The sequence below is a fragment of the Alkalihalobacillus sp. TS-13 genome, from assembly GCF_019720915.1.
GTDB lineage: Bacteria > Bacillota > Bacilli > Bacillales > Fictibacillaceae > Pseudalkalibacillus.
Map to the genome: position 1 here is coordinate 2,671,512 of NZ_JAHKSI010000001.1, position 23,285 is coordinate 2,694,796.

The 23,285-nt window shown below is 40.7% G+C and carries 21 protein-coding genes, 1 other RNA gene and 1 pseudogene; 5 read left to right on the plus strand and 18 right to left on the minus strand.

Features of this window, described 5'->3' with window-relative positions; translation table 11 throughout:
* The first annotated feature begins 182 nt into the window (after positions 1 to 182).
* The 3 genes from KOL94_RS12980 (at position 183) to KOL94_RS12990 (ending at position 2,624) form a co-directional block, all read left to right on the plus strand.
* On the plus strand, positions 183 to 1,670 hold the full coding sequence (locus tag KOL94_RS12980) for an alkaline phosphatase family protein (RefSeq protein WP_221566832.1): 1,488 nt from the start codon (positions 183 to 185) through the stop codon (positions 1,668 to 1,670).
* Between the two features lie 67 nt (positions 1,671 to 1,737).
* Entirely contained in the window at positions 1,738 to 1,917 is a 180-nt protein-coding gene (locus KOL94_RS12985) for a small acid-soluble spore protein H (RefSeq protein ID WP_221566833.1), read from the plus strand.
* A gap of 245 nt (positions 1,918 to 2,162) precedes the next feature.
* On the plus strand, positions 2,163 to 2,624 hold the full coding sequence (locus KOL94_RS12990; RefSeq protein ID WP_221566834.1) for a universal stress protein: 462 nt from the start codon (positions 2,163 to 2,165) through the stop codon (positions 2,622 to 2,624).
* Positions 2,625 to 2,786: 162 nt separating this feature from the next.
* On the opposite strand, the gene KOL94_RS12995 is transcribed toward KOL94_RS12990, so the two are convergent.
* From KOL94_RS12995 to KOL94_RS13025, 7 genes are all read right to left on the minus strand, one after another.
* On the minus strand, positions 2,787 to 4,073 hold the full coding sequence (locus tag KOL94_RS12995) for an SGNH/GDSL hydrolase family protein (RefSeq protein WP_260412308.1): 1,287 nt from the start codon (positions 4,071 to 4,073) through the stop codon (positions 2,787 to 2,789).
* Between the two features lie 570 nt (positions 4,074 to 4,643).
* Positions 4,644 to 5,261, minus strand: a complete 618-nt coding sequence (locus KOL94_RS13000) for a LysE family translocator (RefSeq protein WP_221566835.1) — start codon at positions 5,259 to 5,261, stop codon at positions 4,644 to 4,646.
* Positions 5,262 to 5,443: 182 nt separating this feature from the next.
* Positions 5,444 to 6,433 (minus strand): DMT family transporter, encoded by a 990-nt coding sequence (locus KOL94_RS13005; protein WP_221566836.1) that lies wholly within the window; start codon positions 6,431 to 6,433, stop codon positions 5,444 to 5,446.
* Between the two features lie 7 nt (positions 6,434 to 6,440).
* The gene (locus KOL94_RS13010) at positions 6,441 to 7,106 is read right to left on the minus strand and encodes a GntR family transcriptional regulator (protein WP_221566837.1); all 666 of its coding nucleotides are present in this window, start codon (positions 7,104 to 7,106) and stop codon (positions 6,441 to 6,443) included.
* Positions 7,107 to 7,313: 207 nt separating this feature from the next.
* Entirely contained in the window at positions 7,314 to 7,475 is a 162-nt protein-coding gene (locus KOL94_RS25270; protein ID WP_260412309.1) for a His/Gly/Thr/Pro-type tRNA ligase C-terminal domain-containing protein, read from the minus strand.
* 1,117 nt (positions 7,476 to 8,592) lie between these two features.
* The gene (locus KOL94_RS13020) at positions 8,593 to 8,793 is read right to left on the minus strand and encodes a hypothetical protein (RefSeq protein WP_221566838.1); all 201 of its coding nucleotides are present in this window, start codon (positions 8,791 to 8,793) and stop codon (positions 8,593 to 8,595) included.
* Positions 8,794 to 9,218: 425 nt separating this feature from the next.
* Positions 9,219 to 9,629 (minus strand): Lrp/AsnC family transcriptional regulator, encoded by a 411-nt coding sequence (locus KOL94_RS13025; protein WP_221566839.1) that lies wholly within the window; start codon positions 9,627 to 9,629, stop codon positions 9,219 to 9,221.
* 118 nt (positions 9,630 to 9,747) lie between these two features.
* Here KOL94_RS13025 and KOL94_RS13030 point away from each other — a divergent pair, with 118 nt between their 5' ends.
* Positions 9,748 to 10,509: an MBL fold metallo-hydrolase gene (locus KOL94_RS13030; protein ID WP_221566840.1), complete on the plus strand. Its 762-nt coding sequence runs from the start codon at positions 9,748 to 9,750 to the stop codon at positions 10,507 to 10,509.
* Between the two features lie 345 nt (positions 10,510 to 10,854).
* Here the strand turns inward: KOL94_RS13030 and KOL94_RS25785 are convergent.
* From KOL94_RS25785 to uvsE, 8 genes and pseudogenes are all read right to left on the minus strand, one after another.
* A pseudogene (locus KOL94_RS25785) lies at positions 10,855 to 11,561 on the minus strand (aspartate/glutamate racemase family protein).
* A gap of 620 nt (positions 11,562 to 12,181) precedes the next feature.
* Positions 12,182 to 12,541: a transfer-messenger RNA gene (gene ssrA, locus KOL94_RS13040) on the minus strand.
* A 252-nt stretch (positions 12,542 to 12,793) separates the two neighbouring features.
* A complete protein-coding gene (smpB, locus tag KOL94_RS13045; RefSeq protein WP_221566841.1) occupies positions 12,794 to 13,261 on the minus strand; it encodes an SsrA-binding protein SmpB in 468 nt (155 codons plus the stop codon).
* A gap of 121 nt (positions 13,262 to 13,382) precedes the next feature.
* The gene (rnr, locus tag KOL94_RS13050; RefSeq protein ID WP_221566842.1) at positions 13,383 to 15,692 is read right to left on the minus strand and encodes a ribonuclease R; all 2,310 of its coding nucleotides are present in this window, start codon (positions 15,690 to 15,692) and stop codon (positions 13,383 to 13,385) included.
* Positions 15,693 to 15,755: 63 nt separating this feature from the next.
* Positions 15,756 to 16,502, minus strand: a complete 747-nt coding sequence (locus tag KOL94_RS13055; protein WP_221566843.1) for an alpha/beta hydrolase — start codon at positions 16,500 to 16,502, stop codon at positions 15,756 to 15,758.
* Positions 16,499 to 17,224 (minus strand): alpha/beta hydrolase, encoded by a 726-nt coding sequence (locus tag KOL94_RS13060; protein WP_221566844.1) that lies wholly within the window; start codon positions 17,222 to 17,224, stop codon positions 16,499 to 16,501. Before KOL94_RS13060 ends, KOL94_RS13055 begins: the two co-directional genes overlap by 4 nt.
* 380 nt (positions 17,225 to 17,604) lie before the next feature.
* Positions 17,605 to 17,820, minus strand: a complete 216-nt coding sequence (gene secG, locus KOL94_RS13065; RefSeq protein WP_396125734.1) for a preprotein translocase subunit SecG — start codon at positions 17,818 to 17,820, stop codon at positions 17,605 to 17,607.
* Positions 17,821 to 18,073: 253 nt separating this feature from the next.
* Positions 18,074 to 19,039: a UV DNA damage repair endonuclease UvsE gene (uvsE, locus tag KOL94_RS13070; RefSeq protein WP_221566846.1), complete on the minus strand. Its 966-nt coding sequence runs from the start codon at positions 19,037 to 19,039 to the stop codon at positions 18,074 to 18,076.
* A 116-nt stretch (positions 19,040 to 19,155) separates the two neighbouring features.
* On the opposite strand from uvsE, the gene KOL94_RS13075 reads away from it, so the two are divergent.
* The gene (locus KOL94_RS13075) at positions 19,156 to 19,329 is read left to right on the plus strand and encodes a hypothetical protein (protein ID WP_221566847.1); all 174 of its coding nucleotides are present in this window, start codon (positions 19,156 to 19,158) and stop codon (positions 19,327 to 19,329) included.
* Positions 19,330 to 19,552: 223 nt separating this feature from the next.
* Here KOL94_RS13075 and eno read toward each other — a convergent pair whose 3' ends face one another.
* From eno to tpiA, 3 genes are read right to left on the minus strand one after another with little or no spacing between them, the layout of a single operon-like run.
* A complete protein-coding gene (eno, locus tag KOL94_RS13080; protein WP_221566848.1) occupies positions 19,553 to 20,842 on the minus strand; it encodes a phosphopyruvate hydratase in 1,290 nt (429 codons plus the stop codon).
* A 29-nt stretch (positions 20,843 to 20,871) separates the two neighbouring features.
* Entirely contained in the window at positions 20,872 to 22,407 is a 1,536-nt protein-coding gene (gene gpmI / locus KOL94_RS13085) for a 2,3-bisphosphoglycerate-independent phosphoglycerate mutase (RefSeq protein ID WP_221566849.1), read from the minus strand.
* Positions 22,400 to 23,161, minus strand: a complete 762-nt coding sequence (gene tpiA / locus KOL94_RS13090) for a triose-phosphate isomerase (protein ID WP_221566850.1) — start codon at positions 23,159 to 23,161, stop codon at positions 22,400 to 22,402. Before tpiA ends, gpmI begins: the two co-directional genes overlap by 8 nt.
* Between the last annotated feature and the right edge of the window lie 124 nt (positions 23,162 to 23,285).

Here is a 23,285-nt window from a genome sequence, read left to right on the forward strand (position 1 = left end):
TGGTGTCCGTTAACTAAAAAACATGGCTGCTCGGTCTTGCCTGGCTCGCTTTTCCTCCAAGGATTGTAGTGATTTTTGCTAAAGAAAGCACTAAAGCTTACCTTTGCACAGGTCGCATAAAAGATATCCTAAAAATCTATAAAAAATTTAAATATAGCTCAAACGATAAAGGATGGTAACCAATGTCGAGAACACCAAATGAAAAATCCCAAGAAAAACCTGTGATCATGATTATGGTTGACACATTAATGGATGAAACGTTACAAAAAGCTCTTGAAAACAACCAGGCACCTGCGTTCAAATTTTTCATGGATAAGGGCCAGTACTTTCCTAAGCTTATCTGTCCCTTTCCAACTATGTCCGTCACTGTAGATACCACCTTACTGACCGGAACCTATCCAGATAAGCATCAACTTCCAGGGTTAGTATGGTTCAACAAACAAGAAAACCGGCTCATCAACTATGGAAGTTCATTTCAAGAATCCCTCAAGCTCGGTCTTCATCAGTCCCTAGAAGATCTATTTTTCAATATGAACAACAAACACATTAGTCAACAGGTCCGCACCATCCATGAGGAACTGGGTGATCAAGAACAGTTGTCAACGTCGATCAATGCACTTATCTTCAGAGGGAAAAAGGACCATTATTATACGTTCCCAACGCTTTTGAAATGGCTGACAGGCATGAACACAGAAGTGGCAGTGAAAGCTCCCGATGGCTTTACATATGGAAGGTTCTCGAAATACATACCTTCAACACAGCATCAGCACTTTTGGCAAAGATTCGGTTTCAATAACACGTTTTCTTCCCATGAGCTGATCCGCTTGATTAAAAAAGACAAGCTTCCACCTTATACAATCGTATATTTACCAGATTTGGACAAATGGATTCATAAGAATGGACGAATGTATACAAAAGGAATCGAAAAAGTGGATCAACAATTGCAGAAGGTATTGAATTCGTTTGACTCATGGGAAGATGCCATAGAAAAATACAGTTGGATCATACTGGGTGACAATGGCCAAGCATGGATCGATGCTGATAAACAAATAGCTCTGGTTGATTTGCAACAGACTTTTCAAGATTATAAAGTGATGAAGTTGAAAAAAGGTGTCATGCCTGATGATCAACTCGTACTTGGTGTGAATGAAAGGATGACGTTCATTTATACACTTGATCCGAACAAACTTCCAATCTCCGACCTCGTCCCCCATCTTGAAAAAGATAAACGGATCGACATGATTGCCTGGAAAGATGAAAGCTGGGTTGAAGTGAGATCAGGTGTTAATAAAGGAAAGCTGAAATTCCATCCTGACGGGGATTACACAGATGAATACGGACAAACATGGTCAGTCGAAGGAGATCTCGGGTTACTGGACATTTCCAAAAAAGAAAATGACCTTGAGTACGGCGACTATCCTGATGCATTCGCCCGAATCCACAGCAGCCTGAATTCTCACCAAGGCGAGTACCTTATTGCAAGCGTGAAACCAGGTTATGAATTCAAAGGGGAAAGCTCACCGACACATGTAGGAGGTGCAAGCCATGGCGGTTTGCATGCACAGGACTCCTACATCCCGATGATTGTTACCGGGACGAGTTCCAGTCCAAACCATTTACGGACGGTGGACTTGAAAGAATGGGTTTTATCACTAATCTCAAAAGGATGACGTTGACGTATATCCCGATGGATCAAAACACATAGTAGTACTGTTGATATCTAAAGGAGGTGGCACAATGGACGCTCGCCGCGCACAAGAAATCACTTCATCCCCTGAGATGGTTGAGGTGACCTACAATGGGCAGAATGTGTACATCGAACACGTGGACCAATCAAATGGAACAGCTACGATCCATCCACTTGATAATCCGAACAGCAAAGAAAGTGTTCCTGTTGACAGCTTAATGGAGCAATAAGTATTAACCTCCACTATCGAGTGGGGGTTTTTGTTTTTTGGAGCTTACTTTTGCTATCATGCTGTAAGTTTGAAAAGAGATTCAGAGGGTACATGAATACTAAAGGAGGAGAATCATCATGTAATTTTTAAAAGATGGCAGGATGCAAGTCAAAAGACCTCATGTTTGCAAACAGTATCCCGAGTCCCTCAATTCCTGGATGATGTACTTGAAAGAAGCTTAACAGGGATGAAAGGAGGATGAACATGAACTACAAAAATATCCTGATTCCAATTGATGGTTCTGATGGCAGTAAGAAAGCAATAAAAACCGGTGCCGAGATCGCAAAAATGGCAGACGGTGACTTGACTCTGGTTTATGTTGATGAAGATTTGGCCCTTGCACCGTACGGTGTTGGTCACACACTAAGTGGAGATAATACGGCGATCTTACGAGATAGCTTGAGAGAAGTCGACACAAGTGTGGAACGGAACGAAAAAGTATTGAAAGAAGCGAAAGAATATGCAGAGCCTTTTTATAATAATGTAAAAATCGAATTGCTTGCAGGAGAACCCGCGAGAGCAATCTGTGAGTATGCATCCGACAAACAGGTTGAGTTGATTGTGATTGGAAGCCGTGGATTAAGCGGGCTGAAAAAATGGGTGCTTGGCAGCGTCAGCCAGAAGGTCGTATCTGAGGCAGACTGCTCTGTACTTGTAGCGAAATGACCTTCTTGCTAAAAAGTGAGACAGCCCTACAGTCACCCCAACACAACTTTTTGAATTAAAAGGGACTGTCCTAAAAGGTCGGAGTGACTATGACACTTTTTGGACAGCCCTTTTAAGTACGGAGAAATTCAGACACTTATGGACCAGCCTCTTAGTATATTTTTAATGGCGAAATAAAGCTAGATCGATCGCATCAGCCATCGCCTGGTATCCTGGATCATTTGGATGCAAATGATCTCCTGCATCATATTCCGGCCGAAGCTTTTGTGGATTTTCCGGATCCTGCATCACCTTGTCAAAGTCGATGACACCGTCAAAAACACCACTTGTACGGATCCATTCATTCACTTCTTGTCTTACGACCTCTCCCTCTTCAGTAAAATACCCTTGAAATATTGTATCTCTAAATGGCAATAGAGTCCCTGCATAAATCCGTAACCCCTTCGCATGTGCTTGTGCCGCAATTTGTTCCATACCATCGATAATTTTTTCAGAATCAAGGGTATGAGGGACATGACCGATATCGTTGATTCCTTCAAGTAAAATCACATCGGTTGCGCCTGTTTGGGACAATACATCACGATTAAGTCGGGCCAAGGCATTCACACCATAAACAGGTGAATCCCTTAAAATCTTATTGCCTGAAATTCCCGCATTCAGTACCGAATAATTCTTATTATGATATTTCTCATCGAGACGATCATCAAGAATATCTGGCCAGCGTAAGTTTGCATCGATCGTCGAACTATGGCCATCGGTAATGGAATCCCCCAATGTGACAATAACTCGACCATCATTCTTTTTCGTCAAGACATCTACTCCTGAGAGCCAAAACCAGGAGACATCTGTATCAGTAAAAGCAACTCCCTCTTCTGCTTCTGTATGATCCCCGCTTTCTGAGATATAGGATGTTTGTCTCGAAAGATTATGCCACGTGGTCGGACCACTCGCCTCTGGTATGTAAACACTGACTGCGAGATTTTGGTCATCCTTCACTTTAAAATCCAATGGGTCACTAATTACTTCCGCACCTGGTGGAATCGTAATACTTCTCTCCCCTGAGAAGGTAACTTGTACATTTGATCCGGGTACTATGCCAGCTTCATTTTCTGAAAGCGCAATACCTACATTTCCAAACGTCAACGATTCTGAACCGAATACATTAGAAAAGCGAAGACGAACTTTCTCTCCAGAAGCATGTGGATGGATGATCATCCTGACCGTTTGATTCTCAAAACCCTCTTGAGAAATACCATTTTCATAGGGGGGCTGAGGACTCGCTGCCCATGCTCCTTTCCAACTCTGGTGATTTAGGGTTTTGTTAATTACAGTGGTGGTTTTTTCATCATCATGAGCTAAGGAAGAATTCGTAGGATTCGCAAATACTGCTGTAATACCGAGAAGCAAACTTGCTAAAACGACAAAAATGAACATTTTCCTGCGTAACATAATAATACCCTCCTTTAATTCACCAAATTTTTTGACAAATAAACTTTACCATAAAAAAAAGTATTAATATGTTCTTTTTGAATAATCAGGAATATTGATATAGGCTTGTCCATACCATTGAACTAAGCTAAATTAATATAGGACTTTTTGCCTTTCATACTCTACCCAATCGGTCAAGGTAGGCTTCTATAAATATATGAACCGAGAAGCAATAAAAGTTGATAATTCTAGCGTTGATATCAATAATCTTTTAGTTAAAGACGGGATACCAGTAGATATTACTGGGCATACAAGTGAAATATACATTAATAATGCGACCATAAAAATTCCTGGTCACTAGAATCTTCTTGAGTTACTATCAACTTCTATTTATTTTAATTTGGTGATCCAACTCAATCTCTAATTTCATAATAAATGTGGCTTGTCCTACTACGGATATGGCCCCTTTAACGGAACAATGGGGTGCACTCCAATACTTTTGAATTCCGCCCTATAGTGGAATAATGAAAATAGAAACACGAATGCAAATTAGCTTATATTTCTTCAACTAAAGCCACCCGAAACTTGAAACTATCTCCTTTCAAAAGCTAATTTCACTCCCAAGGTTATCAGCATAAATCCTGTTAATCGTTGAAATGCAGAAATAAATGATGGTTGATTGAACCATACTCGAATGTAATGAATCAGATTAACATAGAAAAATAACCATATAAAAGTTATTAAAACTGGCGTTATCCCTATGATAATCATCTGTAATAAAGTATGCTCGTCAGGGACGATAAATTGCGGTAAAAATGACATGAAAAAAATAATGGCTTTAGGGTTAAGTACGTTCGAGAACATGCCTTGCATGAAATAAGAACCTTTAGGTGTTTTCTCCGAAGTGTTTGTATCCGAGTTTAAGTGTGGCTTCTTCGAAAAAAGTGTAAATATCCCCATCAAAATAAGAAATGTAGCTCCGGCATATTTAATAATTTGAAAAAGTAAAACAGAATTAGCAATAATTGCAGATAAACCAAGAACTGCAATTGCTATATGAATGGTAATACCTGCACAAACACCACCACCAGTTTTAAAACCTACTCCTTTTCCCTGAACGAGTGTATTTTTAGTGACTAATACTGTATCAGCACCAGGAGTAAGTGTAATCAGTAAGGTTGTTATTACAAATAAATAATAATGATCCATATAGCCCTCTACCTCCATTACACTTAATCACCCTAATAGTAGCATAAATAAAGGGTTATTTAATGAACCTGGCCCAATTCAAAAAAACGCACTTACTCAAGAAGTGCGCCTGATTGTTGAAGATCATTCATCCAATCCTATTTAAGAAAAGCTACCCGTTAGTGAAAAAGCGATGCCTTCTATCAGTGTCGCACACTTTCGTTTAGTTTTACTGATTGTTTAAAATGACTGTCCTCTTTTCTATTTGAAACATAGCTATGCAAAATCATGCCAAGAATGACGATGAAAATACCGCACCAAGATAATGGAGAAGGAATTGGTATCGATAAAAATATTAGTTCACCAGCTAATGCAAAAAGTACTTCCATTGATTGCGTTGCTTCAATAGAAGCTAACTTTTGCATGTTCCCTCTCACCATATCTGTTGCTTTGAAAAATAAGACAGTAGCAATGACTCCAGAACAAATTGCCACTAATAAAGATTGAAGACTTTGCCCCTGACTTGGTAATCCTACGGTATAAAGACCATACAAGGAAAGTAAAAACCAGAATGGAAGGCTTGCCAGTGTCATTCCTAACACTCGTTGATACGCATCTAGACGCCCTTCACACACATCCATCATTTTACGATTCCCAAAAGGATATGCAAATGATGCTATTAGAACTGGGACAACTCCCAGTAATAGACTTTCTAAAGAAAGGTGTTTAGCATGTTCCATTTGCATTAGAACAATACCTAACAGGATGATAAGGGATAGTGTAAGACCTTTAAAGGGAATTTTCTGTCTTATCTGTAAAGGCCCATTCTTTGTGTATATCGTTTCAAAAAACAACGGTGCAAGTAAAGTACCTGAAATAATAGTAATTTGCCATGTTCCAGCGATAAGCCAACCAGGTGAATAAGCAGCTGCAAAGCATAAAGGAGCATAGAATAATCCAAAACCAACAAAACTCCATGAAACCCATGTTCCTGGTTGTTTTCTCATTTCGTTTAAGAGTGGTCGTAAATTTTTTCTAATTATTACAATACACAAGAGAAATGGAACCATAAAGATATATCGGAGCGAAGCACTCCAAATCCAACTACCACCCGACAACTCCATAGATGCATTGAGAACAAATGTAAAAGCAAAAAAGAAGGCTGCATAAATACCTAGTAAAATTGGTTGCATTCAGAGCTCACCTCGGCTCCGTTTGTTGTGTAAGCAGTTCACCAAGACTTAGCCAGTTTTCCTCTACAAGACGGACAACTGTTTCGTATTCCCGATTTTTACAAGCTGATATAATTTGATTGTGCTGCTCAACCGAATTCAACCCTTTTATCGTAGTAAATTGTGAAATCTCTAACCGTTGAATTTTAGGTAGACTACGTTCTAATGCGAATACTATTTCAGGGTTGCCAGACACGTCTAAGAAAACCTTGTGAAAAGTTCCATCTGCCTCAATCGCCTTAATAATATCACCTTTTTCAATTGAAAGTCGCAATTTCTTATTACTAAACTCTAATTCTTCAATATCCGTTTCCTTTAATAAAGGACATGCAAGTCGAGCAGCTAAAGCATGTAAAACTGCTACAACAGTAAAAGCATGTTTCGCCTCCTCTAATTTTAATGGTGCTACACGAGTAGATGACCCTGGAAGTGACTCAACAAGTCCTTCATCTTCAAGTCGTTTAAGGGCTTCCCTAACAGGGGTGCGACTAATTCCAAACTTGTCTGCTAATTCCTTGTCATTTAAGCGTTCTTCTGGATGTAATTCCAAGGTGATAATCGACTTTTTTAAAGTTTGATATACTTCATCTCTAAATGATAAACGTTTAATTGGTTTTATTATGTCTTTTTCCATAAAACCAATATATCGCATATTGGTTTTTCTGACAATTATTACTTCAACTAAACTGCCTCGTTAATTTAAGTACAATCTTCACAATCTCTTCTGAAATTTAACATATATTATTCAATTTCCTTTAAAGCTGTTGTTCAATAAAATGGCCAGATACACGCAAAAGGACGCGTTCCTAAATAAACGCGTCCTTATCTGGAATAACTCATATTACTTATTATCAAATCGAAAAGATTCGATCCTTTCTTCCCCACTGTCCATATTTTTTATTGTAATTCGATTATTCCTGACTTCATCCTCTCCAATAATGATAACGTTTGGGATATTTTCTTTGTTTGCTTTATCCAGTGCTTTGCCTAATTTCTTATTCATTAGTTCATACTCGACTTTATAGCCTTGATTTCTTAAATAGCTTGAAGCAAGGATTCTTTTGGTGTGTTTAACGGGATTATATAAAAATCCACATTTGAACGTTTTCTAACCATTGCTATCGATTTGCTTAGAGCCGTATAAATAACATCTAAACCAAATGAAATACCTACTGTTGAACACTTATCATTCGTTCCGATAAAACCGCCGATCGCATTATAATACCTTCCACCATTCCAATACTTGACTTAATGGACTTATTAGATAAAAAGATTTCATAAATCGTACCTGTGTATATTTCCAAACCTCTTGCTAAGATAGGATTAAATACGCATTGTGTACTCGCACCATGTAAGCTTTCCTTTACCTCCGTTTTTATAAAAATTATAAACCGCACTTGATTTAAGTGTTTAACTTAATCAAATGCGGTTAATTAGAAATAGCCTTCCTATTTACGACTTAATCGAACACCAAAATAATACCTCTAATTTCCATCCATTTGTATAATATGCTACCTTATTTTGCAATTTTTCTTTCCATTTAGGTATACGTAAATTTAACAAGGTCTTATTCAGTTTAACTGCTCAATCCTTAAGTATTTATGATCCAGTAGCTAATTCGACAATTGTGTCCGATTGTGTAATAACTTTGAAATTAATGCCGTCTGAATATATAAAACATAGTTGATCCTAGTATACTGTTAGCGTAAAAATACATCCCCATCCCGAGTTCAAAATCTCCATCCATTACTTCAATAAACAACACATAAACTGCTCCTAGCAAGGTATAGGTAATAAGGCCGAGAATGATATTTTTGTTCTTAACAACTTTACTGTAGAATAACTCACCTAATAGACATCCAGGTAGTATCAATATCCAGCTAAATATCATTATAGAAATCAATTCGTGATCGAAACTATGTCTCCAAGACAAATTGTAAATGATCTTAATTATAATTACGGTAATATAAGCAGCAAAACATCCCTTTAAAAACCCCATAGCTTCCTACCTTCTGTATCAATTAATTAATGTAATTCGCCCGATTGCGGAAGTCGTTTTACTGTATGTTGGCAGCACTTTTTTCATGAAAAGCCCCCGATTGCTGAATAAGAACTCCTATTTAAGTAATAAAGTAATTGGTGAAAAAGTTACGAGTATCTTCGTGTGACAAAACTTCCAACACCTTAGCCTTTTCTATAAACCTAATTACGTTTATCTCTTCATCAATTGGGTTAAGCATTTTAATATCTCCTGTATATTCAAGGTAAAACATAGTTGTTTCTTGCTCTCTAAATCCAATTTTCTCTTGAATATGATCCAATCTTGGTCTTTTTGAACTTTTAATTTATTGCAAAGCAACCTATGAACTTCTTTAAACTCATGAACTATACTTCTCATTATACTTATAATTTCTTCGGTATTTCTCCCACATTCCCAACTTTCGAGAAGGGTGCATTGCCAATCAGGGCTTACCTTACACCTTCATATTTTGCCCAATCACCAAATGCATTGGGTTGATTCCCAGCTTCCATATACCACGCAGTACACATGGATAACCGAAACCCCATCAATACAATTCAAAGCATAATAATACTCTTTTCTCATTGCTCTCCTATATGCTTCATAGAGATAGGCTAAAAATTTTGTTCTCTATAACTCAAGTTCTTTAAAAGTTGGTTCATAATTCAACTAACGTCACGTTAGTTGAAGTGAATATATTCACAATAATTCATTTCTAATTATGTATTATTTATTAATAACAATCGATAATTTATAGCTCACATAATTGCTCAAGCTTGTCAAAAATTCATCTAATATTTCATTGGATGGAAATTTGCATTCAAGAAGATAACAACTTTCTCCACTGATTTTGTAGTTGTTTATGACGTATTGTTCTTGTTCTTTTATGAACGACCAATAAGGTTGATGATTCGTGCTTTTCGTATAAATATGTATAATTGCGTGAACAAAATACCCCATTTTTGCTTGATTGACCTTAATGCTATACCCCTCAATAATTCCATTATCCTCTAACTTCGCAACCCTGGCTGAAGCAGCCTGTCCAGTCAAATGGACTTTTTCACCTAATTCCTTCATAGTGATACGGCTGTTCTTGGAAAGTTCATCTATGATACGAATATCCGTACTATCTAACATTTCTTCAAATCCTTTCAATTATCAAGTGAAACTGCAAAAAGACTTGATTTTATCTATGTAAGTAAAAAGTGGTCTTATTATAAACTATATGTACATTAAAGAAAAGGAGCTAATGAATATGAATATACAACAAATTCGGAATGCAACAATAGTTGTCCAATATGCAGGGAAGAAGTTTTTAATAGATCCATTTTTGGCTGAGAAGGGTACTTATCCGCCCTTTCCCAATTCATTAAGGCAAGATCAAAATAATCCTTTAGTCAGCTTACCAACCTACATTGACGATATTATTAATAATGTAGATGCTGTCATTGTAACTCATCTACACTTAGATCACTATGATAATGCAGCTAAAGAGGCACTGCCAAAAGATATTAAAATGTTTGTACAAAATGAAGAAGATGCCAAAGTAGTTAAAAACGATGGTTTTCAAAATGTAGAAGTTTTACAAGAAGATACAGTCTTTAAAGACGTCCAATTAATTAAAACAAAAGGCGAGCACGGTAGAGGAGAAATATTAAAACTTGCTGGTCTAGTGTGTGGTGTTGTCCTTAAACACCACAATGAGAAAACTTTATATGTAGCTGGAGATACTGTTTGGTATGGAGCTGTTCAAGAAGTAATCGATAGACACAAACCAGATATCATTGTTGTAAATGCTGGTGACAATCAATTTCTAGAAGGCGGTTCCCTCGTAATGGGGATAGATGATGTTTATGAAGTGTATAAGGCTGCCCCTAATGCAAAAATTATTGCAAGCCATATGGAAGCTGTAAATCATTGGACATTATCAAGGGAAGAATTAAAAAGATTTATTAATGAAAAAGGAATCTCCTCTAATGTTTTAGTGCCAGATGACGGGGAATTATACTCATTTTAAGAATCAGAACAGACAGAAAAAATTTCTGTCTGTTTTTTAGACCTTTAATCCGTAAAAATAAAGAGGGTTTAGTCAACTAACCTGCTTACACTTTAAATACATCTCTTCACAATCTCTTCTAAATTAAACATAGATATCCAATTTTCTTTATAGGTATCCCTATACAATTTGGCCCTTTTGTGGATTAAATATAGCAACCTCTTATTCCACGTGATCCTATAAATTTCCTTCCTTACTTCAGAATATAGCCCTTTTCATAAAGAAAGAGCACAACTCTTGCTACAGAATTGCGCCCTATAATGGAATAACCGAGTAGCTTCTATTAGCCGGTATAGTTCAACAAGGTTAATAGTTTTTTTCCATAAGAATGGTATCGACAATCTTATTAACGTGAATTTCTGTTGTATTTAATTGATGGATATTTAAATCCTCTTTTTTAATTAACATAGGGAGCTCTGTACAACCCAATATGATCCCTTGTATACCATCTCTACTTATCATTTGAGTGACGATATTCAAAAATTCTTTTTTTGTTTCATTGTTCACAATACCATTTTCTAATTCTTCAACAATCTTTTTATGTATGTATTCCTGTTCTGATTGATTCGGCACTATAATATCCTTTTGATTAGAAATAAAAGGTTTTTTGAAAAAAACACTTTCCATCGTGAACTTAGTCCTAAAAGACCAATCCTTTCTAACCCCAATTCATCTGCTTTTTTATATGTTTCTTCTACGATACTTATCATAGGTATTTGAACTTTTTGTAAAACTTGTTCAAAAACAATATGTGGTGTGTTTGCAGACATTACAACAAAATTACACCCTATCTTTTCTAAATTTTGAACTGCCTCAGCCAAGTAATTTATTAACTCTTCTGTCTGTCCATTCATAAGCAGATTAAACACCTTATACATATTAATGCTGTTGATAAAGAGTTCTGGTAAATCTTCTTTACTTCCTATCTTTTCTTGAAATTTAGAAATGATTGACTTGTAATAATCTACCGTTGATTCTGGTCCCATTCCTCCAACAATTCCAACCTTTTGCATACTATCTCTCCTCTCAGATATTGATACATTTTAACACAAATCAGTTAGAATTGTCAGAAAGCGATCCTCAACAATATGACCCTATAAATGAAGAAAGAGCATAATTCACTACTTCAAAATTGCACCCTTAAATGGAATAAGAAAAATGTGAAATATCTTCAGAGTAACCCGAGCTTCTTGAACTAATGCACAGTTAGTTTAGTAAAAACAACCTGAGTGACTCACCTTACTATTCATTCCTTATATTTGTTCTGCTTTCGCCACCCGTAGCGAGTCATGCCACGAGGTTTGTATACCGATAACGTTGTGACTACAAGCAACACCACTATTCCGCCAACAGCGGGAACAACAAGTGACATTCTTACCCCGCGTAAATTAGAACTAGATAATATCGTCTCTGCATCCGTTAAACGATACTGTAGATTTTTTGAACAGGAAACTTTCATGATAAGAAATTCCAATTCTTCTGAGAATTCTTTTATATTTAAATTGCGAATTTTCGAGGTTCACATTTTATATTTTGAAGTATAAAATTGCCCAAAATTATTGAAGCATAAGCTAGCCAATTCGGCAAACTTATGCTTCAGTTCACAAATAAAAAAACCACCATAAGTTATGTATGGTGGAGACGGTGGGAATCGAACCCACGTCCAGAAATATCGGCACTTAAGCTTCTACGAGCGTAGTCGATATATTGGCATTTCGCCAGCACTTCAGCCTATCGACAGGCATCCGTGTGGCTAGCCTGGTTGGTCTCTTCCTTCATCCTCAGGCGGTGGAATCCGGCGTAGCCCACTTAAGTTGAGTCCCTTACCCTAGCACATGGGCGATGCAGGGAGGAACCGCAAAGCTACTGTTACGCAGCTACTGCGAAGTTGTTGTTTTCTTTGCCAGTTATAGGCGTTGGCGTTTTTACGAGGCCGACCCCCTCGGCTCGCAACTTAAGCTCGACCTATCCCTGTCGAATCCGTAACGTCCCCATATAAATGAGAGTTACTGAAGTTGCTTTTTGTGTATAATAAAACGTTCGAAAAATTGACGAATTAGAAACAAGAAGTTCCAGGCACGACGGTTTTGAGAACCACAGCGTATTTTGAGATACGTGAGGATCGGAAAAACCGTGTAACACAGAAATTCGCCGTTTATCATTTGGTGATATTTCGAACTTCATCTATTAACTGGCGACAACTTTTATTATAACATATCGAACGTACGTTGTTAATGGAAATAGATTACATCTTCTGACGTTCACGGAAAGCTTTCTCGATTTCGCGTTTAGCGGTCTTGCGTTTCAAGTCTTCACGCTTATCGTACTTCTTCTTCCCTTTTCCGACTCCGAGCAAAAGCTTCGCAAAACCGTTTTTGATGTAAAGCTTCAACGGTACAAGCGCATACCCGGATTCTTTCGAAACACCGATCAGTTTACTGATTTCTTTTTTGTGTAAAAGCAGTTTGCGTGTTCGCAAGGGATCATGGTTATAGCGGTTTCCTTGTTCATAATGGCTGATATGCATGTTATGAAGGAAAACCTCACCGTTCTGAACACGTGCGAAAGAATCTTTCAAGTTGACTCTTCTTGCACGGATCGCTTTGATTTCTGTTCCTTGCAGGACGATTCCAGCTTCAAACGTATCTTCGATGGTATAATCGTGTCTTGCTTTTTTGTTTTGTGCGATCAAAATTCCTTCATGACGTGCCATAACTTCGTTTCCCCTTTCAAACTGCATGATACATTTTAACAACTTTGGTCAAGGAAAGTCAAGAATGACGGCCTTTATAAAAGCAGAACCTCATCCAGCTTATGAATGAGGTTCGACTTGATTATCGGCGCTTCTTCTTTTTTCCTTTTTTCTTTTTCGAGACATCCTTATAAAAAGGTTTGTTGCCTTTCTTTTTACGAGATCCGCCGCCGTTTTGCCCTTTGTCATTCCTCTTTTTCTCTTTTGTAGGGCTCTTCCCGCCGCTCGATATCACCCGAGCACGATCCCGGCGTTTCCTTTGGGCCGGTGCTTTCATGCCGACGATTTCGAAGTCGATCGCACGTTCTTCCACGTTGACAGCCAGCACGCGTATTTGAAGCTCATCACCGATACGGAACACTTTGCCTGTCCGTTCACCGATCATCGCATATTGCTGTTCGTTGAAATGATAATAGTCATCTGTCAGATAGCTGACATGCACGAGACCTTCAATCGTGTTCGGTAATTCGATGAACAAGCCGAAGTTCGTTACGCCGCTGATGACACCTTCGAATTCCTCACCGATTTTATCCTGCATGAATTCCGCTTTTTTCAGATCATCGGTTTCACGTTCCGCATCGACCGCACGACGTTCACGTTCGGAAGCATGCTGTGCGATTTCAGGAAGCTGCTCTTTCCAGTGACTGACTGTTTTTCCGTCTGTCTTCCCTTCAATCAAATAAGTCCGGATCAAACGATGGACGATCAAGTCAGGATAACGACGGATCGGCGATGTAAAGTGTGTATAGAATTCAGTGGACAATCCGTAGTGACCATGGTTTTCAGGTTCATATCGTGCTTGTTTCATCGAACGAAGCATAACTTTGCTGATTACGGCTTCTTCTGGTTCTCCCTGTACTTCCTCTAAAATCTTCTGAAGCGCACGCGGATGGATGGAATTAGCAGAACCACGGACGACGTAGCCAAAGTTTGTGATGAACTCAAGGAAGTTTGTCAGCTTTTCCTCGTCTGGATCTTCGTGGATCCGATACATAAAAGGCACGTTCATCCAATGGAAGTGTTCCGCAACTGTTTCGTTAGCTGCAAGCATGAATTCCTCAATCAGTTTTTCAGCGACCGTCCGGTCACGAAGGACAACATCGACAGGCTTCGATTCTTCATCTACAAGTACACGCGCTTCACTGAAGTCGAAGTCGATGGCACCGCGGTCAAAACGCTTTCTACGCAGGATATCTGCAAGTTCACCCATTAGATCGAAAAATGGCACAAGCTCTTTATAGCGTTCTAAAACTTCGTCGTCCTCACGCAATAGGATTTTACGAACATCTGTATACGTCATTCGTTCATTCGTGCGGATCACACTCTGGAAGATTTCATGATTGACGACTTCCCCGTTCGGTGTGATTTCCATTTCACACGATAAGGTGAGACGGTCGACCTTCGGATTCAAACTGCAAATTCCATTGGAAAGACGATGCGGAATCATCGGAATCACACGGTCAACCAGATAAATGGATGTTCCACGCTCAATTGCTTCCTGATCGATTGCCGAACCTTCTGTCACATAATGACTGACATCCGCAATATGGACCCCGAGCTTGTAGTTTCCGTTGTCGAGTTTGATCACATTGACGGCGTCATCGAGGTCTTTCGCATCTGCACCATCAATCGTAACGATGATTTCATCGCGTAGATCCCGGCGGTCAGTAAGATCGGCTACATCGATTTCGTCAGGGACGGAGTTTGCGTGTTCCAATGCTTCGTTGGGGAAATCCCTTGGAAGGCCGTGTTTATAAATGATTGACAGGATATCAACACCAGGGTCATTTTTATGCCCTAAAATCTCAATGATTTCACCTGTCGCACTTGATCGTCCCTCTGGATAGCTTGTTATTTTTACAAGGACCTTATGGCCATCTACAGCATTGTTGATTGCCTCTTTCGGAATGAAGATGTCATTCGGAATCCTCTTGTCATCCGCTTCGACAAATCCGAAACTTTTACTATCGATGAACGTCCCGACCACCTCGGTTACGCCGCGTTCAATGATCCGGATGACTGTCCCTTCAGGTTTTGAATCTCCTGGACGGGAAGAGATTCTCACGAGGACGGTATCCCCGCTCATCGCTCCGTTTAACTCGGATGGCGGAATAAAGACATCCTTTTCACCCTTTTGTTCAGGAAGCAGGAAGGCGAACCCTTTCGCGTGTCCCTGCAGCTTTCCTTTTATCAGGTTCATCCGCTCTGGCACACCATAACGGTTGCTTCTGGTACGGACGATATCCCCTTTTTCCTCCATCTCATTCAATGTAACTACAAGTTCTTTAAAATCCTCCGCATCTTCCAGATTGAGCTCTTGCTCAAGTTCTTGGACAGTCAGCGGTTTATAAGCTTCTTCTTTCATAAATGCTAAAATTCTTTCTCGATCCATTTGCTTCTTTCCCTCCTTCGATGTGAGCTGTGTGTTTTAACATTATAGGACCTTTTATAAGACTTATTTCGACCATTCCAGACTGTTGAGGAAATTGAGAACATCCTCATGAAGTTGTTCTTTTTCCTTGTCGAGTGTGATGACATGGCCGGATTCCTCGTACCATTTCAAGTCTTTTTGATCAGATTCAATGAAATCATAGATAATATTGGCACTGTCCGTATTGATCATCTCATCATGTCTCGCCTGTGCCACGAATGTTGGTGTGTAAACCATATCAATGTTATCCCGGACATCGGCAATCAATTCTTGGAGAGCTTTAAGGGTATTCATCGGTGTCTTTTTGAATTCTTCCATCTCTTTTTCAATCTGATCTTCCGACTTCCCCTCATATTTTTTGTATTCTTTTGCGTAATCAAGCACGCCTTGATACATGATTTCTTCGCTTTTTATATACATGGGTGCACACATTGGTACGATTCCCTTGACCGTAGATGTGTAGCCGAGTTTCAGTGAAAAAACTCCGCCAAGCGACAGCCCTGCAACTGCAATCTCTTCAAATCCTTTTTCCTTCAGTTCGTTGTAGGCTTCCTTGACGTCTTCCCACCAATCATCCGGACCAGTGTGGACGAGTTCCTCCGGTGGGACGCCGTGTCCTTTGTATTGAGGGGCCAGGCAGGAATAGCCTTCTTTTTGCAAATAACGTCCGAGCATACGCACATCTGCTGAATTTCCTGTAAAACCATGCAGCAGCAAGACTCCACGGTCTCCCCCTTCAAAGAAAAATGGTTTTGGTGAAACGATTTTCATGATGTTACCTCTCCTTTTGCTTCATCTCTTTCTGTGTTTGTAAGAAATCGATAGACGTGACGAATGACGTCTTCCTGCTCAATATCATGGCAGATGATATGTTTCGATTGCGGTAAGTATATGATTTCTTTATTTTTACTGCGAATGGTGTTGTAAATATATTTAGCACTCTTTTTCGGGACCACACCGTCACACTCCCCCTGGATGATCAGTGTAGGGGTATTGACTTTTTTTAAGTATGGACGCAAGGAACGGATCAGACTTCGAAATTGAAAGGTCATCGATAATGGAGTCCCTCTGAACTTCCGGACATATCGCTGAAACATTTCGTTTTCCTTGAGATTGCCTTTGAAAAGATCCTGCAGCATATGCTTGATGTCCTGAGCTAAGTGTGAGGGGCTAACGTAATGAGCCGCCGCACTTAACAGGACCAGCCGATCGATTTTATTTGAAGCGGCCAAGTATCCAGCGATAATCCCGCCCATTGAAAAACCAACTACATAGATTTTGTCACATGTCTTTTGCAGCTCACGGAGTTTTTCTTCTGCTGTCTGGATCCAGTCTTGATACGTGACACGTTCCATTCTTCCATTATCCGTATCATGTCCCGGAAAAGTCGGTGAAACGACAAGCCAATCGGTATTTTCTTTTAAAAAATGGACGAGCGGCTCAACCTCATAAGGACTTCCGGTAAAACCGTGCAGACAAAGACAACCAATCATGCTTGTGCTCCTTCATATCTTTCTTATAGTTTGCCCCTTGAAAGAATCATTAAAACGTATGTAACGGAATCCGATGGAATAAAATGTCCCAAAGATTTTTTATACGGACACTTGAGTTGTGTTTTGGGGCTAGACTTGTCTTATGAACCCTTCATACGGACACTTCAGCCGTGTTTTGGGGCCAGACTTGTCTTATGAACCCTCCATACGGACACTTCAGCCGTGTTTTGGGGCCAGACTTGTCTTATGAACCCTCCATACGGACACTTCAGCCACGTCTTGGGGCTAGACTTGTCTTATGAATTTATTGTTCACAGCCTTATTTTTCTCATACAAAAAATAAAACAGCAAGCTTTTACACTTGCTGTTCTAGCGACAAATTAATATACGTATGCTAACAAAATCGTAAGAACAAAGAATAATACCGCGAGTACGATCGTCAACTTTTGGAACACAGCATCGATACCGCGAGCTTTTTGCTTACCGAAAAGCTGCTCTGCTCCACCAGTGATCGCACCGGATAATCCAGCACTCTTACCAGACTGAAGTAATACGACAGTTATAATTGCAAGCGCATCAATAATCAATAAAACCATTAAGAATGTTTCCAATTCATCCACCTCCAACGACACAATCCAGTACTATAAATGTATCATAACGAAGATGGAAAATTCAACAAAAATTGCGAAGGAAGATTAGGTCGGTGCCAGGCACCGTTTCGGATCCCTTGAGGCACAAGGACTTTCATTTGGTGCCAGGCACCGTTTCGAATCCCTTGAGGCACAAGGACTTTCATTTGGTGCCAGGTACGCTTATGGCACGCTTATTTGGCTCGCTTATTTGGCTCGCTTATTTGATGTGGAAGCTTGCGCCGTCGATGATATCTATGTTGTTGTAGTGCTTGAGATCTTCCATGAGTTTAAAGAGGGCTTCGTCTTTTTTCTTCGCTTCGATCATGCAGTCGATTTGATCGACACTGCCTTTGATTTCGTTGAGGAAATCCATGAACATCTCGGCATCAACATAATCATTATGGGCTCTGAATTGTTTTTCGTTCTTTGGGCTGGAAATGTGCATTTTGATTGGCAGCCGTGAAATTGACCAGGTGTTTACAATTCTTTCCCACTCTTCCTCCCAATGTTTGTTTTCATGATGCGCCAGGTGATGATGATAATCGAATACGAGCGGAACACCTAACTTTTCGCATAGGTACAGAGTATCGTTCAAATGAAACGATTTATCGTCATTTTCTAATATGATCATCTCCTGAATGGAGTTCGGTACGAGCATCCAGTTTTGAATGAATCGTTCAAGGGCAAGCTCTCGATCACCATATACACCTCCGACATGAAGAACACATCGATGTCTCGGAAGAATCCCCATTCCCTCTAGAAGTCTCTTGTGCAGCTTCAAGGTTTTCACAGTCATTTTAAGGACATCTTTTTTCGGTGAATTGATCAATACAAAATGATCAGGGTGAAAATCCACTCGCATTTCTTTTTTCGCTACAAATTTCCCGACTTCTTCAAGATGTTCTTCAATAGCCCTCATGTAATCCCAATCCGGAAGCTCCTCGAATGTAGCTAGAGGCACTAACCTCGAGGTCATCCGGTAAAACTTGATATCATGGGCGGCATTGTGCCTGAGGATCCTTAAAGTATTCTGGAGATTGGATCGCGCAATCCGTTCTAGCTTCAACATCGCAGCACTACGGTTTTCAATTTGCGAGAAATTTTTAATGGTCATGGTCTGAGATGGGGATGCATTCTTTACTTTCAGGCTCATCGCGACATAACCTAGACGAACAAATGTCATCTGAATGTTCCTCCGTTCAATCGGTTACATGTAGTATGTCAAAAGGCTTGGTAAATGATGAGTAACATATTTTCACTTTGCGACAAGCATATTAAAATCATGGAGGTGTTTATGCGATGCGAAGAAAAGACCTAAATCGCGAGAAAGAGCTTCCAACTGCAACTAATATGAACCCAGGATTCACGGTTCAAAGTGATGCTTTCCAACCACTAGACCTTCTCATTGAACAAGCCGACAATGGGATGGAACTAGAGCGTAGTGACGTTCACGCAGACAACGAAGACATGTAGTTACGCTTCGATGCTGCTCGGTGCCAGGCACCATTTCAAACCCGTTGCGGCACAAGGGATCCATTTTGGTGCCTGGCACCTTCCGAGAACCCTTGGGAGAGTGAGACGAAATTGTCGTGCCTGACACGCTTTTCAAAATAAAAAGAACTCCGAATGCCGTTGATGATGCGGCGTTCGGGGTTCTTTCATTTAAAAACCAGAGTATTTGTTCTTTACTCTATACTTACTTTTTTATGTTGTAGAATGCGTCTTTTCCTGCGTAGATGGATGTGTAGTCGAGTTCGTCTTCGATGCGTAGAAGTTGATTGTACTTCGCTACACGGTCTGTACGGGATGGCGCACCTGTCTTGATTTGGCCAGCGTTCGTTGCAACAGCGAGGTCAGCAATCGTGCTGTCTTCTGTTTCACCAGAACGGTGGGAAATGACTGCAGTGTATCCTGCGCGCTTCGCCATTTCAATCGCGTCGAACGTTTCAGTCAATGTACCGATTTGGTTCACTTTGATCAAGATCGAGTTACCCACTTTACGTGTGATTCCTTCTGAAAGCTTCGCTGTATTCGTAACGAACAGGTCGTCACCCACGAGCTGTACTTTGTCGCCGATTGCAGCAGTTAGCTTCTCCCAGCCATCCCAGTCGTTTTCGTCAAGTCCGTCTTCAATTGAGATGATCGGGTATTTCGAAGTCAACTCTTCATACCATGCAACCATTTCCTCAGAAGTCTTCGTTACACCCTCACCAGCTAAATGGTACTGGCCATCTTTATAAAGTTCAGAAGATGCCACGTCCAATGCAAGTTTCACTTCTTCATCCGGCTTGTAACCAGCTTTTTCGATTGCTTCGATGATCGTAGAAATCGCTTCTTCGTTTGAAGATAGGTTAGGTGCGAATCCACCTTCATCACCAACTGCTGTATTCAAGCCCTTGTCCTTCAATACTTTTTTCAACGTGTGGAAAATTTCTGCTCCGACACGAAGTGCTTCGCGGAACGAATCAGCCCCGACAGGCATGACCATGAACTCTTGGATATCCACGTTGTTATCAGCGTGCTCTCCACCGTTCAAGATGTTCATCATCGGTGTTGGAAGAGTTTTAGCGTTAAATCCACCAAGGTAGTTGTATAGAGAAACATCAAGGTGGTCAGCTGCTGCATGCGCAACGGCCATAGATACACCTAGAATCGCGTTCGCTCCGATCTTCCCTTTGTTTTCTGTACCGTCAAGCTCAAGCAATTGCTTGTCGATCGCCACTTGGTCAAGTGCGTCGAAAAAGACGAGTTCTGGTGCAATCATTTCGTTGACGTTGTTCACTGCGTTCAGAACACCTTTTCCAAGGTAACGGTCTTTATCACCGTCACGAAGTTCGACTGCTTCGTATTCACCTGTTGAAGCTCCACTTGGTACAAGCGCGCGTCCTCGAGCTCCTGACTCTAACCAAACTTCAACTTCTACAGTTGGATTACCGCGGGAGTCTAATACTTCACGCGCAAAAATATTAACGATATTCGATGTCATAACGCTTCATCTCCTTAGTTTATAATAGATTAATCTTTAATCAGTGATTTCCCTGTCATCTCTTTTGGCTGTTTCCCGCCCAACAAATCAAGCACTGTCGGCGACAAGTCCGCCAGAATTCCGTCATCACGAAGGTTTACACCTTTTTTCGTGACGATGACCGGTACAGGGTTCGTCGTATGTGCTGTCATCGGTTTATCATCAACCGTGATGACCTCATCTGAGTTTCCGTGGTCAGCCGTTATGATAGCCGCGCCATCTTTTTCTAAAATCAAGTCAACGATCTTACCAAGACATTCATCCACTGTCTCGATTGCTTTGATGGTAGGCTCTAGCATACCGGAATGCCCGACCATGTCCGGGTTTGCAAGGTTCAAAATGATTACATCGTGCTTGTCCGCATTCAGTTCATCAAGCAACGCATCCGTCACTTCATAAGCGCTCATTTCTGGTTTCAAGTCATAGGTCGCCACTTTTGGTGAATCGATGAGGATCCGCTCTTCACCTGGGAATTCATTCTCGCGTCCGCCACTGAAAAAGAACGTGACATGCGGATACTTTTCGGTTTCAGCAATCCGCAGCTGTTTATAATCCTGCTGTGCTAAAACTTCACCCAGCGTGTTGTCGAGGTTCGTCGGTTTGAAGGCGACCTCCCCATCCACTGTTTCACTGAAATGAGTCAGACAGACGAAATGGAGATCCTTCGGCAGTTTTTCACCACGATCGAATCCCCGGAAGTCTTCGTTCGTAAAGACCTGTGAAATCTGGATCGCCCGGTCAGGACGGAAGTTGAAGAAAATGATCGCATCATCGTCTTCGATCGTCGCAACCGGAGCACCGTCTTCCTTCGTTATCACTGACGGAAGGACGAATTCATCATGGATATCGTTAGCATAAGAGTCATCGACAACTTCGATCGGGTCGTTATAAGACGGGCCTTCACCGTAGGTCATCGTGCGATAGGAACGTTCTACACGATCCCAGCGCTTATCACGGTCCATCGAATAATAACGTCCAGATAACGTCGCAATTTCTCCGACGCCATATTCAGCCATTTTTTCCTGAAGCGCCTTGATGTAAGTCTTCGCAGTTTGCGGTCCAACATCACGGCCATCAAGGAATCCATGGACATAAACCTTCTCGACATTCTCTTTCGCTGCCAGCTTCAATAACGCATAAAGGTGATCGATGTGACTGTGGATTCCGCCATCCGAAAGCAATCCGAAAATATGGAGGGCAGAATCTTTCTTTTTCACATGGTCCATCGCATCAAGGAAGGTTTGCTTTTCATAAAACTCGCCTTCTTTAATCGAGAGATTGACCCGAGTCAAGCTTTGATAGACGATTCGGCCAGCTCCGATGTTCAAGTGGCCGACCTCGGAGTTCCCCATCTGACCTTCAGGAAGGCCAACCGCTTCGCCACAAGCCTGCAGCTGGGAGTGAGGAAACTCATTCCAATAGTGGTCGAAGTTCGGCTTTTTCGCCTGGGCGACCGCATTCCCTTTTGTTTCATCCCGTAACGCAAACCCATCAAGAATGATGAGTGCGACTGGTTTTTTAGCCATTATTTACAACCTCCAACAACTGTAAGAAAGACTGAGGCTTCAAGCTTGCCCCACCGACAAGTGCACCATCGATGTCTGATTGGCTCATCAATTCATCAATCGTTTCCGGCTTCACACTTCCGCCGTATTGGATACGCACTTGTTCTGCGATCTCTTTTGAAAATTTATCAGCGATCACACTGCGGATATAAGCACATACCTCATTCGCATCCTCAGCAGTCGCTGATTTTCCTGTTCCAATCGCCCAGATCGGCTCATAGGCGATTACAGTCTTAGCGACTTGTTCTTCAGAAAGACCGCTTAAAGCTTGCTCAACCTGTGTTTTTACATGAGGTTTCGTTTCATTGTTCTCACGTTGTTCTAATGTTTCACCGACACAAACGATCGGTACAAGGTCATGCTTAAAGGCAGCGTGTACTTTCTTGTTAACAGAGCTATTCGTTTCGGCGAACATTTCACGACGCTCAGAGTGTCCAAGAATGACATACTCGACATTCAAATCATTCAAAGCCGCCGGGCTGATTTCACCTGTAAATGCTCCGCTTTCTTCAAAGTGCATGTTTTGTGCTCCGATATGCAGCTTCGTTTCAGCAGTTTCATTCACTAGAGCGTTCAAAAAGAGTGCAGGCGCACAAATTACCGAATCAATTTTCGATTCATCTGGCACAAGACCTGATATCTCTTTTACAAAGCTCTTGGATTCCTCCAATGTTTTATGCATTTTCCAGTTTCCTGCGATGATCGGTTTACGCATCCTTTAAGGACCACCTTTCATTTGTTTAAGTATGTTGTTCTACATTGTTGATTTCCGCGAAATTCATTCCCTTTCCGCCGGCGAAAGTTCTAAGCACGAAGGTTACAGGGACCTGTCAATGAAA